The sequence below is a fragment of the Moorena sp. genome (assembly GCF_982860115.1).
Genome location: NZ_CEYLVT010000005.1, coordinates 1 through 14,178, shown reverse-complemented (window position 1 = coordinate 14,178; position 14,178 = coordinate 1). Strand labels below are relative to the sequence as shown.

At 42.6% G+C, this 14,178-nt stretch carries 10 protein-coding genes; all 10 read right to left on the bottom strand.

Annotated elements, in window-relative coordinates:
* Window positions 1-590: 590 nt before the first annotated feature.
* A complete protein-coding gene (locus AC4II3_RS01720; RefSeq protein ID WP_488011416.1) occupies window positions 591-1,601 on the bottom strand; it encodes a sulfotransferase in 1,011 nt (336 codons plus the stop codon).
* 112 nt (window positions 1,602-1,713) lie between these two features.
* Entirely contained in the window at window positions 1,714-2,829 is a 1,116-nt protein-coding gene (locus AC4II3_RS01715; RefSeq protein ID WP_488011417.1) for a sulfotransferase family protein, read from the bottom strand.
* A gap of 111 nt (window positions 2,830-2,940) precedes the next feature.
* The gene (locus AC4II3_RS01710) at window positions 2,941-3,978 is read right to left on the bottom strand and encodes a methyltransferase (protein WP_488011418.1); all 1,038 of its coding nucleotides are present in this window, start codon (window positions 3,976-3,978) and stop codon (window positions 2,941-2,943) included.
* Entirely contained in the window at window positions 3,975-4,571 is a 597-nt protein-coding gene (locus tag AC4II3_RS01705; protein ID WP_488011419.1) for an isoprenylcysteine carboxyl methyltransferase family protein, read from the bottom strand. The genes AC4II3_RS01710 and AC4II3_RS01705 overlap by 4 nt, the downstream gene beginning before the upstream one ends.
* A gap of 10 nt (window positions 4,572-4,581) precedes the next feature.
* A complete protein-coding gene (locus AC4II3_RS01700) occupies window positions 4,582-5,703 on the bottom strand; it encodes a type III polyketide synthase (RefSeq protein WP_488011420.1) in 1,122 nt (373 codons plus the stop codon).
* Window positions 5,704-5,977: 274 nt separating this feature from the next.
* Window positions 5,978-9,883: a beta-ketoacyl synthase N-terminal-like domain-containing protein gene (locus tag AC4II3_RS01695; RefSeq protein WP_488011421.1), complete on the bottom strand. Its 3,906-nt coding sequence runs from the start codon at window positions 9,881-9,883 to the stop codon at window positions 5,978-5,980.
* 55 nt (window positions 9,884-9,938) lie between these two features.
* A complete protein-coding gene (locus AC4II3_RS01690) occupies window positions 9,939-10,220 on the bottom strand; it encodes an acyl carrier protein (RefSeq protein ID WP_488011422.1) in 282 nt (93 codons plus the stop codon).
* 116 nt (window positions 10,221-10,336) lie between these two features.
* A complete protein-coding gene (locus AC4II3_RS01685; protein ID WP_488011423.1) occupies window positions 10,337-11,077 on the bottom strand; it encodes a DevA family ABC transporter ATP-binding protein in 741 nt (246 codons plus the stop codon).
* 71 nt (window positions 11,078-11,148) lie between these two features.
* Window positions 11,149-12,321, bottom strand: a complete 1,173-nt coding sequence (gene devC, locus AC4II3_RS01680) for an ABC transporter permease DevC (protein ID WP_488011424.1) — start codon at window positions 12,319-12,321, stop codon at window positions 11,149-11,151.
* A 203-nt stretch (window positions 12,322-12,524) separates the two neighbouring features.
* Entirely contained in the window at window positions 12,525-13,829 is a 1,305-nt protein-coding gene (locus AC4II3_RS01675) for an ABC exporter membrane fusion protein (protein WP_488011427.1), read from the bottom strand.
* Window positions 13,830-14,178: the final 349 nt, after the last annotated feature.

Here is a 14,178-nt window from a genome sequence, read left to right as displayed (position 1 = left end):
GGGGAGTGAGTCGAGCTGCTGATATTATCGAGCAGGTTGCTGCTACAGGTAAACCTGTTTTTGTTTCAACAAAACCAAAAGTATTGAATCCAGGAATAAGAGATTACCAAAATCCCTGATGCTTAGTGGTGCAAAAAACTCCTGAAAGTATTGTTAGGAGGAAGGGTTAAATTTAACCTAAAAAGTTTACCCTATATAGCTTTTATCGTAGCTATGAGGTACACATTATTTTTTGCCTATTCCCTCTTTCCTCTTTTTTATTCTCTGCTCCCGTCTTGATGCAGCGCGGTCATGAGGGTTTCCCCCATGACCGCGCTGCATCGCTGCTCCCTGCTCCCTGCTCCCTAAAACCTTAAGTGCGACCCGTGGCTAATTTAATTCGCCACGGGTCGCACCTCATAAATTTGTATATCAAAAGTTGTATAGTTGCTATATATATTAGCACTATTTCTGTCGCCAATTCTCGCGCTTAGTCCCATTAGGTGGTTTTCGTAGAGTGTTGGTAAAATTTTAAACAGGTAGGTCTTTTGGCAAATTAGAGACCTATCTTTTTAGACTACACAATGCTATTAGCTTTACATACCCAATATTTAAGCCTGTTTTTTTGCCTCTTTATAACCTTCCGCATATGAACCCGATATTTCCCTCATGTAAGGTTCTAACTTATGGAAAAGTTTATCATATTTTTTGGTAACTTCTGGCAATAAGTTTATGGGACGTGGTTCGATGACGCTTTTATAATCAAAATTTGATTTTGATTTTAAGTTTAGAAAATCCAGACTCTTTAAAATAGTAGTTTCAGGGGCATGACATAGTTCTTCGTATGTGATATAAATATAGTCTGTTTTTGGTAATGAAATAATATTATTGAAGTAGTAATCATGGAATTGAACAGTCTTTTGAGTAACTTGGCTTAATGCGAGGTTAAAGTAAGGTGAATATAAAATTCGAGAGATTAAACGTCGAACCGGTTGGTTTAATATATTTCTGTAATCTCTGGAAATTAGAGCAGTATATTCGCACCTAGTAGATAACATCAGACGTATTGCTTTTAGTTTAGAATTGATGATATGAATCGGATTACGGTGAATGAAAATAAACTTAGCTGCCGGAAAAACACTCTTCACATACATATAATTTGGAAAATCCCATGGATTCTTCAGCAACAGAGGTTTATCTGGATCGGATACCAATTGAATTTTGCGGCATAACTCTTTTAAAATAGGTAAATTATTATGGTTAAGGCGTGCTCTTTTACCGGTTTTATTATTAATAATAAAACCATACTCTTCTGGTAAATTTGGAGTTGCAATTACTTTATCAAAAGTGCGATTGCTTATCCCCAATGATTTAAAAACTTCCGCTAATTCTTGAATAGCCTGTTCCTCAGTTTGATTAATATGATTAAACAAAAGCTCATCATATTTCATGATATGATAAGCTTTGACAAAGTTAAAACACTCCGTCGCCACCAATAGTTTGTATAATAAAGTTGTACCAGACCGATGATCTCCCATAATAAAGATCGGATTAAAATCTACTTTTTGCAGCAAATTTAGGTAAGGTTTGTCAGAAACAGTATTATTATTTTTAGATTGCATATTCTCTATCAGCCTTATTTCTAAGTTTGATCAAAAACTGGGTTACCTGTAGATACCACAAATGTCTTTAAGGGTTTGTGGCTCCCGTTTATTGTTATTTGTTTATTGTTATTTATAGTTTATTGGTGATCTGGTCAAATTTGTACTCTTGATAAACAAATGAAAGGTCTTTCATAATCTGCTCTCTTGTTAAGTTAAATTCTTCAAGATTTCTGACACGATGTTTGCGTTTATAGTTTTTCTGTTGTTGCGCTTGTTCTTTGATAGAGTATTTTAATTGCTCGCTGGGATTAATTCCCGTAAAATTAACTATTTCTTCTAAGGCTTTATCTAAATCAGATATTAATAAATCATAACGCATAATTCTGACGTTATTTTCTGGTATTTTTTGATTTTTTTTAAGCTGATAAAAATAGCGATAAAGGTCTACATTATAGCGATATCGCCTTTCTTCATATCGTTTTATTTTATCTGGTGGTATATTTTTTATCCCCCATTGGTTATCGAGAAAATTTCTATCCAGGGAAAGATGAGAAGGAATTGTTTCGTGAGGTGAACGAACTAAATAGATAAATTTGGCATCTGGAAATATTTCTAGCAATGTTTTAATACGGTGAGTAGAAAAATGAATTTGGGCAATTACTTGTTTTTTCCCTGTGTAATAGATATGCCGCTTTAAACAACTTTCAAAAAATTTTACTGAACTTCGACGACGAGATGCTGGTTGCTGATCATGGAAGCGAAGCTCGGGATGCTCCTGATCATCAAAGGCTAGGGGTGTTGTTAAAAGCACAAATTGAGTATCGGCTTCGTGAAGAAATAATAGTTCTTCTTCTTCTACTCTGTCAAGAGAAATTCCATGTCCAATATCATCAGGTATCAGGGAGTTTAGATTGTGTTTAACTAAATAGTCAACCAGAGGTTTAACTAAAATACGAGCTGTAAGTGATGGCACAAAAATATGCCAAGCTTTGAATGTGCTAAATTCTTCTGTCTGGGTTAATACATGATGGAGGAAAGTAGTTCCACTCCGAGGGTGTCCAATGATAAATATCGGTTTCACCACTTTAATGTCACGATACTTAGAAAAGAAAATTTCATCTAAAGCCAGGGTTAGTCTAACCAAAATAAAAGCTAAGGGTGGCAGAAATACCCATAAAAAAAACCAGTGACTTATCCCAAAGGTTTTCCAACAGGAAATAATAATTCTGTAATAAACGTTTAACATGTCTTATGTCCCAATTATGGGAAATAATTTTTATTAAAAATAGACATATATAGCAGTTCTCAATATTTGAGAACTGCTATACTAACTAATTAGTGTGTCTGTGGAACAGGCTTAGGGCTTTACTGCCACCTGTTGACCACTGGCTGGTGTTCGCCGGAACTGAATCGGTTTGCGGGGAACTAAACCTGCCTTTTGTTGCCATTGAGCGATCTCAGAGAACGACCAGTTACTACCAGCAGTGGTCAAGGATAAAAACAAATTCCCCAATCCACCCAGTTGTCCATCTTGTTTGGAAGGAAGTATAGTTTTCTGAACGACGAGATGGCCTCCAGGTCGCAGAGCTTGAGCCAAACGCTGAAATAGCTCAATATTGGTTTGTTCATCAAACTGCTGTACTAGGTTAGCCATAAAGACTAAGTCATAGACATTGGTGCCTAGATCGTCTGTAAGAACATTGCCAGCTTTGTACACCACGCGATCGCCCATGCCTTCCTCGGCAAGAAGCGGTCGTGCATATTCAATCTGCTCAGGTAAATCGAGGATGACCGCTTCAAGGTCAGGGTAGCGGCGGCAGAGGGTTACTGAAAAATAGCCGTGAGAGCCACCAACATCTAGCATATTCTGAGCACGAGTTGGTACAGGTGTGTATTGAACTACCTCAGGAGCAGCTAGGCTAGCGATTGAGCGCAGACCCCGATGATAAAGTTGGCAGTGATGGGGGGTCATTTTATCCTGAGATTCCAGAGGCTCTCCAGTGCGGATGAACTCTTCTAAGTGGGTCAGCCATTCCCAGGCCAAAACCCGGCTAATGGTGAAATCGTAAAGTGACGACTCATTCTCACTTAGTAGCCATTTACGGGCAACTACGGCCAAGCTATAGGACTCCCCCTCCTTGGTAAGGTAATTTGTAGCAACAAGAGCATCTAAAAGCTGGCTTAAGGCATGCTTGTTGAGATTACACCGCTCAGCAATCTCTTGGGCGGAAAGTGAACTTGAGCCTATGGCTTCAAATACACCTAGCTCTGTTGCTGCTATGATAGATCGAGCTAGAATCAGGCAAGCTTGAGTTTCAATCGCAGGTTGGGGTACTTGCCCCAAGGCAAGGGCACTCTTTTCGAGCAAGTTTTCAGGATTAATACCAACTCTCATCTAGAACTATTAGCTCCTTTAATAAATCCAATGACTGGAATAAAACTGGGTCGATTGGCAAAGACATCAGCATAGTTGGTGTCTTCGCTTAAGGCTTGTTCTTCAGTGTGAATACGCCGACTCATTAATAGAGCATTAGCGATGCTGAAAACGATAGTGGTGAAATAAGCAGTATGGATCAGGGGTAAAGCGGCGATTTCCAGAATTACTCCTAGCCAATTGGGATGCTTTAGGTAAAGGTAAATTCCTGAGTTAACTACAGGCTTGTCTGGGAAGGTGATGATCGGAAGAGTCCAACGCTTTTTTAGCGATCGCATTGATAAATACCGCAAGCCTTGACCAGCTACAGTAAGCATCAGTGCGATCGCTGCCAATCCTGGCATAAAGGGGGGATTGAACCACCAAACCTCGTTAATCATTGCTGCAAACCAGCTCACCTGCAATACTTTCACTATCCAAAGAGAATTTGAGCCATATTCTCGTCCTCCGTTAGTAAGCAAGTATGTTGCATTCTGTTTGCTGATACGAAGTTCAATCAGTCGCTGTAAAATCACCGCAACTACAATAAGCGTGAAGATAACCTTAGTAATCATGGAGCGCTTCCTACCATTGCAATAGCAGAATTTCTTGGGAGAAACCTGGTCCCATTGCGACCATCAAGCCATAACTACTTGGACTCGGCTGCTCTTGAGATAAGACTTCATTAAGCATATAGAGCACAGTGGATGAAGACATATTGCCAATTTTTTCTAGGGTGTCCCAGCTAAGCTGTACTGCTTCCTGAGTCAGTCCAAATTCCTCTTGTATAGTTTTAATTACCTTCGGTCCACCTGGATGCACAATCCAGCAGGATATATCATCTGTTGATAAGTTATGTTTGTTCAGGAGTCGGTCAATCACCTCTCGCAATCCTCCTTTGAGATGGTCAGACACTTCAGGTCTGAGAATATTCCTGAAGCCGGTATCGGCAATATCCATTCCCATTAAGTCAGTGGTATTGGGAAGCAAGATTGATCCAATATCAATTACCCGAGGTTGACCTGGCTTGGCTAACGGATGCTCGCGACCTACCATTAAAACTGCTCCCATCCCATCAGCAAACAATGCAGCAGTAACGATAGAGCAAATGATTTCGCTGTAGAGAGAGGGGTCGTCTGGTAGTTTAGAAATCATTGTTTGCAATTCCATTTGCAAAGAACCCTGCCACAGAGCAGAGGACAGTTCACCAGCAAAGAAAATTGCAGCATCCTTGGGGTGTCCCTCTAGGTACTCTGTCACTCGCGCTATACCTGCTGCTCCACCCATGCAGCCATAGCCAAACATTGGTAGTCGTTTGATGTACCGTGAAAAAGGGATGCGATTCATTAAGCGAGCTTCCAGGGAGGGAACCGAAATGGTGAGTGTAGAGGAAGCGATTAATGCGATCTCTTCAGGGTCGATGCCGGTTGAACTTAACAATGACTGCACAGTTTTTTCAAAGTTATCGAGAGCAAGGGTTATAGACCGCTCAGCAGTGACTCCGGGAGTCGGTGGGTCAAACAAGGAATCTAGGGAGTGGGTGAAATAACGGCCTTTGACATTGACATTGGTAAAAAAGCGGTCGATGGTATCAAGATCAAAATCTAGATTCATCGCGATGCAAAACTTTTTGACCGCTGTGGCTAGCACTTCTTGAGAATAGTAGTGCTCGGGAAACGTGAAGGCAGTAGCAGCAATAACAGGCATGGTAATTTTTTTCTTAAATAGGTTGAAAGTTAGTTAGTTTAAGGTTGCAAGTTAGTCGCTTTTTCGCCTAGCGTGGCCTTTTGGCCAAGGTTGAAAGATTGTGCTGCTTTGTGAAAATAGTGGTTAGTGGTTAGTAATTAGTAGTTAGTAGTTAGTGGTTAGCACTTAGATTAGGAAGATTGTTATCCTTTGTTGTGAGGAATAGTATCTGGGTGGCATACCACTCTCGATCAGGGAGTAGGATTGGACACCACCCGATCACCCCATCACTCGATCACCCCATCACCTTGACAGGTTGGCTAAGTTGGCTAGCGATCGCATCCAATAAAAGATGGTCATGGCTGTTGAGGAAGAAGTGGTCACCAGGAAACATTTGCAGGGTGAAGTCTCTCTGGGTCTGGTTGCGCCAAGCCTCAAGTTGCGAATGAGTGACTATGGGATCCCATTTGCCACCAAACACTGTGATTGGGCAATCGAGGGGATCTGCGCTGGAGTAGAAGTAAGTTTCAAAAATCGCAAAGTCTGCTCGCAACACCGGCAGGAATAGCTCCATCAGCTCAGGATTTTGTAATGTTTCCTCTGGTGTTCCATTTAAGTGACCTAGTGACTGGATAAACTCATCATCAGGTAGTCGATGGATAGGTAGATTCAGATCCGGTAGCTGAGGAGCAGGGCTTGCAGAAACAAATAGGTGCACTGGGCTAGGTAAGTTCTGTTTGCGTAACTCACGGGCAAGCTCAAAGCTAATTAACGCTCCTAAACTGTGACCGAAAAAGGCAAAAGGAATGTCTAAGTAAGGATGCAAAACAGGTGTTAGGGCCTGAATCAGAGGTGAGAGGCGAGTAAATGGCTCTTCTTCGAGTCGGTTTTCTCGCCCAGGCAATTGAATTGAACAAACCTCAATCTCTGGTGGTAGCAATTCTAACCAAGAGCGGAAGATAGAAGCACCAGCTCCCGCATAGGGGAAGCAGAATAGACGTAGTTTTGCTTGGGGATTCGGCTTTGGACGGGTGACCCAAAGATTGGCTTGAGGTAGTACCTTCTCTGAAGAGGTGATTGTCCCTGAAGGCTCATTAGTTGAATCCATCGAGTCTGTAGTTCTAGGTTTGTCTTGAGTTCCTTCATTAACAACCAGCAGGAAAACTTGGGTGATAAAATCCTCAATGCTTAAACTAATGAAGTATTCAAGAGGAACAACCACCTCCAGATCAGTCTCAATTTGATTCCTGAGCTCAACACCGACTATGGAGTCAAGTCCTAAGCTATGAAGGGGCTGCTGTAAGTCCATTTGGCTGACACCAATTCCCACAGCCCTCGCTAATAATTCTGTCAAGTAAGACTCCAACAGTCCCTGGCGTTCTTCTGGTTCTGCCGCCAGCAATTTAGCGCGGGTTAGACTTGGGTTAGCTTCGGGTGCGACACCATGATTAGGGGTGGATTTCCCATTAACTTCTGATGGCATGCTCAGGATGACGGTTACCCCTGAATTATCCTGTTCAGTTGAGTTAGGAACTACGTCCAACCAGTAACGCGATCGCTGCCAAGGATAAGAGGGCAACGCAACACACTGACCCCCAGATGGATAGCGTCGGCTCCAGTCTAATGGGTAGCCATGGGTGTAGAGAGTACCCAAAGAACCCAACATAACTGGTTTTTCCGGTTGCTGTCGCCGTAGAGAAGGCAATACTGTTCCATTTTTGTCCGAGTTCTTCAGACACTCGGAGATATTTATCCCTAGGACTGGGTGAGGGCTAATCTCTACAAATAGATTATGCTTGCTCTTGATAAGTTTATCAATGGCAGCGGCAAAACGCACTGGCTCTGTGATATTGCGTCCCCAGTAGGCAGCATCAAAATTTTCACCCTCATGAGCTAAACCTGTAACGGTTGAGATGATTGGAATAGATGCAGTTTGAGGTGTAATTCCTTGAAGCGATCGCACTAATTGATCTTGATACGGCTCCATCTGGGGACTATGGAAAGCATAATTCACCCGCATCATCTTACAGAAAATCTGTCGCTGCTCAAGAGACTCAAGCACTTCTTCCAGCGCTGCTGCTTCACCTGATAGAACCAGTGAGGTAGGACTATTGATGGCAGCAATAGACAGACGACCGGCATACTTAGCTAAGAGTTCCTCTGCCTCAGCTACGGACAACTCCACAGCTGCCATTTTGCCAAAACCTGTTCCCTGCTGCATTAAGCGAGCGCGGTGGAAAACAACTTGCACTGCATCCTCCAAGCTGAGAGCTCCCGCAACATGAGCTGCGGCTATTTCTCCCACGCTATGCCCGATTATGGCCTTGGGTTCTATTCCCCAAGACCGCCACAAAGCAGCTAAAGCGACTTGCAAGGCAAAAATAGCTGGTTGAGCAATCTCAGTTTCTGCCAAGCGGGATGTTGACTCATTAGCCGTCAGTTCTTCTAGGAGTGACCAGTTGGCATAAGAGCGTAGTAGCCCATCGCACTTCTCTATAGTGGAGGCAAAGACCGGTTCGGTAGATAATAATTCACGCCCCATCCCCCACCATTGGGGTCCTTGACCAGAAAAGACAAAAACTAGCTTAGGACGGCGGTTCCGTTGCTTACGACCCCAAGACAGACCAGAGTAAGTTTCTCCAGAGCAAAATGCTTTAAGGCCCTCGGTCAGTTCCTCACAGTTTTGAAATACCAAGGACAAACGGTGGTCATGATTAGAACGTCGTACACTAGCTGTATAACAGATGTCTGATAATGAAGCACTGCTACCAGAGGCTGCTGGTGCTAGGAATTCCTGATACTCTTGAGCTAAAGCTCTGAGAGCTTCTGGACTGCGAGCAGATAGGGGAAGCAGATAAGGTGACGAGGAGATCCCAGGATAGACCAAGTTTTTTGTCTCCAACTCCTCATCCCCTTGGGAAGCTTGCCCTAGAATTATATGGGCGTTAGTTCCGCCAAAACCAAAAGAACTCAATCCAGCCAAAGCTAGACCATCGGTTTCCGGCCAAGGAGTCAGGGTTTGCTGTACCTGAAGCAGAAGTTTGTCGAAGGGAATATAGGGATTCGGTGTTTGGAAATGCAGGCTCGGTGGTATCTTGCCATGATGTAACGATAGCGCTACCTTAATTAGACCAGCAATGCCAGCGGCAGATTCTAGATGACCGATATTGGTTTTAGCGGAACCGATAATACAGGGGTTGTCTGGGGAACGGTCTTGACTCAACACAGCCCCTAGAGCTTCGGCCTCAATTGGGTCTCCTAGGGGAGTGCCTGTACCGTGAGCTTCGACATAGTTAATTTGAGCTGGTGCGACTCCAGCATTTGCCAAGGCTTGGCGGATAACTGCTTCTTGAGACGGACCATTGGGAGCGGTAAGTCCGTTGCTACGGCCATCTTGGTTAAGGGCTGAACCTTTGATCACAGCAATGATATTGTCATTGTCTCTAATCGCATCCTCTAGACGTTTAAGTACTACAATCCCGCAGCCTTCTCCCCGGACATAACCGTTGGCTCTGGCATCAAAGGTCTTACAACGCCCATCCTTAGCCATCATTTGTGCCTGAGAGAAAATGATGGTCAACTCCGGAGACAGTAGCAGATTAACTCCACCTGCCAAGGCTAAATTAGACTCTCCACTCTGCAGACTTTGACAAGCAAGATGCACAGCCACCAATGAGGAGGAACAGGCTGTGTCAATTGCCATACTCGGTCCTCGAAAATTAAATAGATAGGAGAGGCGGTTAGCAGCAATACTTAAAGCATTGCCAGTCCCCATGTAGGCATTGATGACACTATACCCTCCTTCCTGAAAGCGCTGGTGGTAATCGCTGGCAGAAATACCAACAAAAACACCTGTGTTACTGTTGGCTAGTTTTTCTAGCACCTGCCCAGCATTCTCCAGGGCCTCCCAAGCTACCTCTAGCAAAAGTCGCTGCTGGGGGTCGATATAAACTGTCTCTCTCGGAGTAATTCCAAAAAATTGGGGGTCAAATTGATCTACTTGTTCTAAAAAGCCACCCCACCGAGTACTCATTTTTCCTGGAGTACCAGGTTTAGGATCGTAGAACGCATCGATATCCCACCGATCAGCTGGTATCTCTGTAATGGCATCTACCCCGTTACATAGGAGCCGCCAATACTCCTCCGGGTTTCTGGCACCAGGAAAACGACAACCTAGACCAATAATTGCGATCGCTTCCATTTCTTAACCTTCATCTGAACTTTGGTCATGATTACCACTACTGGCTGCTTGGTATTTAACCATTCGCATCTTCAGCTAAACGTTGTGCTAGGGCTTCGATGTTGGGATAGTTCCACAAAAGGGTGGGAGATATCTCACGCCCAAGATAGTTTTCCAATCTACCTAAAAGAATCAAAGCATCTGCTGATTCTAGGTTGTAGCTTTCAAATGGTTCCTGGATATCTATTTCTTCAGGATCAACCTCCAGTCGTTGGGCGAGTTGGGAAACTAACCAGGCTTGAATAGCTTCTTCAGTATGAACTTCTTGATCGATTTGCTCAGAGATGGTTTCAAGCATTTTGTTTACTTTTTTAGTTATTTTTAATCTGTCATTAATCAAAATACAAGTGCCAATTTTTAATTGGTAATTGTATTGTGGTAGTTGCAGTTAATTGATGATGTTAATGGCAATTTTCAATTTTCAATTTGTCTTTCAACTTTTGCCTTTTCCATTTCGTCATTAGCTGGTGACTGTGGTGTGATTAGATACCCGTCTTCCATACGAAGGATGCGATCAGCAACATCCAAAATTCTGTTATCGTGAGTCACCATCAAAATAGCGCATCCTTGCTCAAGAGCTAGTCGTTGCATAAGATCAACCACATCTCGACCTGTTTTACTATCTAAGGCAGCAGTTGGTTCATCTGCTAAAACCAATTTGGGATGATTGACTAAAGCACGGGCAATGGCTACCCGTTGTTTTTGCCCCCCAGAAAGGTTTTGAGGGTAGTGATTAACTCGATCCCCGAGCTTAACCAGTTGGAGCATGGCTTCAGATCTAGTGCGAGCTTCCCGGTTAGAGATGCCTCGATGCAGTTCAATCGCCATTTGAACATTTTCCCGGGCTGTCAAGAACTCTAGTAAGTTGTGAGCTTGAAAAATATAACCAATGTGGCTACGCACTGACACTAATTGGCTAGGACTAGCGCCATACAATTCTCGGTCTAGAATTTTTAGACTTCCCTCTTGTACAGAACGCAATCCTCCAATTAACGTCAACAACGTTGTTTTACCTGACCCCGATGGCCCCGTCATAATGATAATTTCTCCAGATTTTATTTCCAGATTAATGTCAAATAAAATTTGGCTTCGTAATGACTGTTCACCCAAGTAATGATTCAGTTTTTTTATATCAATCAAAATTTCTTGGGACATCGGGTTATTGGATTATACTCTAGTAATTATCAAGTTTATGTCTAGTAACTATCAAACTTTTGATAAGAAAACTAGAAAATATCAGCTGGATCAGCAGACCGCATTTTGTTAACAGCCAAAACACCAGAAGCAAAACACATTAAAATGGTTACTATTAAAACTATAAAGGATTGATTAAGTCTCATTTCCATTGGTAACCCAGTAGCATCCTTTACAACATTATACAGACCTATAGAGATTGCTAATCCTGGGATATACGCTAAAATAGCTAATATAACCGACTGTTGAAATACTACAGATAATAAGTATTTATTTGGATAGCCAATTGCTTTTAGAGTGGCATAGGCAACTAAGTTAGTAGAAATATTACTATGAAGAATTTGATAGACAATCACTATCCCAACAACTGATGCCATAACGAGCATCATACCAAGTATAAATCCAACGGGAGTTCTTGTCTGCCAATAGTCTTTTTCAAAGTCAAGAAATTCTTGATAAGAAAAAACTAGAACATCTTTAGATAAGTGGTTTCGCAAATTTTTTAAAACCATTGCAGGATCTGCATCAGGTTTGAGGGTAATGACTCCTACATCAATCATTTCTGAATTGAGATTGAATATCCGGAACAATGTTGAGTCGCCAACTACCAAATTACCGTCCACCCCAAAAGAAGGTCCTAGACTAAATAAGCCTCCAACCTTAACTCGATAACCTTTTGTGGCTGCAAAACCAAATATTTCGATAGTTTGTTCCGTGTTTCCCTGGTCAAAGTTCTCAGCAATTGGACCAAAATCAGGTCTAGACTTCCGGTCAAATAAAACTACATTAGGAAGTTTAAGCATATCCAGATTTTGATTAACTTCCGGGGAATTAAGGACAGGCTTTCCCGGATCAAAGCCAATAACATAGATTGAGAACTTTTGTTCAGTAATGGGATTTTTAAATTTCGCAAATCTTAGATATAAGGGACTAACTGATTCTACTCCATTAAATCCTAGAGCCTGATATAAACGCTCTCTAGGAAAGCTCTGCTTAGCAGTCAAGGATTTATATTGGGAACTGATTAAAAACAAATCACCTTTGATAATCTGATGCACCTTGATAGCACTAGTATAGAGAGAATCATTAAACCCAAGTTGCATAAAAATAAGAACAACGATAAACGCAATACCAGCTAGAGCAACCATAAAACGAACTCTTTGTCTCGCTAGTTGTAGCCAGGCAATAGGAAGTTGGAGAATCATTATTCAATCATTTTAGTAAATGAGATGTCTGGGGAATTTAATATAGAAGTTCTCAATGGGGTGAGGGACTTTCGTGCTGGGTTAATAGGAGTAGGTAGTAAGAATGCGGCGCTGCATCGCTTGACAATAATGAGAGACAGACATAAACTATTTTGATAAACGTTTATTGCTGGATTCAATACTTCTAAATCTGGTTAACCGAGTTACAGGTGAATCTTAACCTCTACTTGTAAGTTGGTAAATGCTGCAACTCGTTGACTGTCTACGGAATCATCAATGCGGATTTTAACGTCCACCACTTTACGATCTGTATCTGATCCAGGATTAACATCAAAAACCTGTTGTCTGTCAATTTGTAAACCAATCTCAGCGACTGTTCCCTGTATTTTCCCCTCAAAAGCAGCACTACTAATAGTAGCTTTTTGACCCAGATGGACTTTGCTAATATCCGTTTCATGGACTTCTGCGATTACATACATCTGGTCGGTTTGACCTAGCTCAAGAAGCCCGTTACTGCCAATAATTTCTCCAGATTTGGTGTGAACTTTCAGGACTTTTCCATCGATAGGAGAACGGATGTAGGTTAAATCTAGTTCAGCTTGAGCAAGCTTGACAGCAGCGATCGCACTCTCTATCTCTCCCTGAGCTATTTGTACATCTACTGGACGAACCTCAGTAATACGGTCTAGAGTCGCTTTTGCTTGACTGATCTGTTCTTGACCTGTGTCCATAGTCCGTCGCCGAGTCGCTTTTGCTTCATTAATTTGCTCTTGAATCGTTTCCACAGTTCGTTTCAGAGCAGCATTTGCTTCATTAATTTGCTCTTGAATCGTTTCCACTTGCAGACGTTTACTGTCAAAAAGAGAGGCAGAAATTGCACCTTCTTGATAGAGTTTTTGATTACGTCGATACTCGGCTTGAGCATTACGCAATTGGGCTTGTAAGCGAGCCAGGGTTGCTTCCTGTGTCGCCACTTCCCCTCGTAACTGAGCTTGTAAGCGAGCCAGGGTTGCTTCCTGTGTCGCCACTTCCCCTCGTAACTGAGCTTGTAAGCGAGCGATCGTTGCCTCTTGTGCCGAAATTTCTCCTGCCTGAGCCCCAGCTTTGACTTTGTCCAGACGAGCTTGGGAAATTTTAACGTTTTGTTTAGCTTGTTCTAAAGTAGCAAAACGAAGAGCATAACTGTCTAGCAGAGCGATGATTTGCCCTGCCTTAATCTTGTCTCCTTCTTTCACTAAGAGTTGGTCAACTCGAGTACCTCCTACAGAATTAGGGGCAGACAAACGAGTCACTCCTCCTTGAGGCTCTAGACGTCCAAGGGCAGTGACCCCAACCATGACCATGGTATTATTTTCTGGGGAATTTGATATAGAAGCTTGACGTTTAGATTGAAATTGGGGCAAGCCATAGAAATAAATCCCCCCAGTAGCTAAAGCCATAGCTGCTGAGAAAATCAGGTACCATTGACTTACAGGGTTTGTAAATGATTGACTTTCCTTATGCACGATAATCGTTAGTTGGCAATAGTAGTGGAGAAGTGCATCGCAATGCCACTGGGTTGACTGTATAATCAATTCTGTTGTACATTAACTTCATCTAAGAAGATGAGGCAGAAAGCATGGATGGTTTGAACTGGCTAAATTTGCTATTGCTGAAGTAATAAAACGCGCATCATAAGATATATAGCATTTATTAATTCGCTGAGGTACTTTCGTCCTGGGTTTTAGGGAGCTAAGACCGTGGGTCACGCTTTCGCCTAGCGTGGCCTACGGCCAAACGCGAATGGAGCTGGCAGTAGGAAGTAGGGAGTAGCGATGCAGCGCGGTCTTGGGGAGGCAGCGCGGTCTTGGGGGTTCC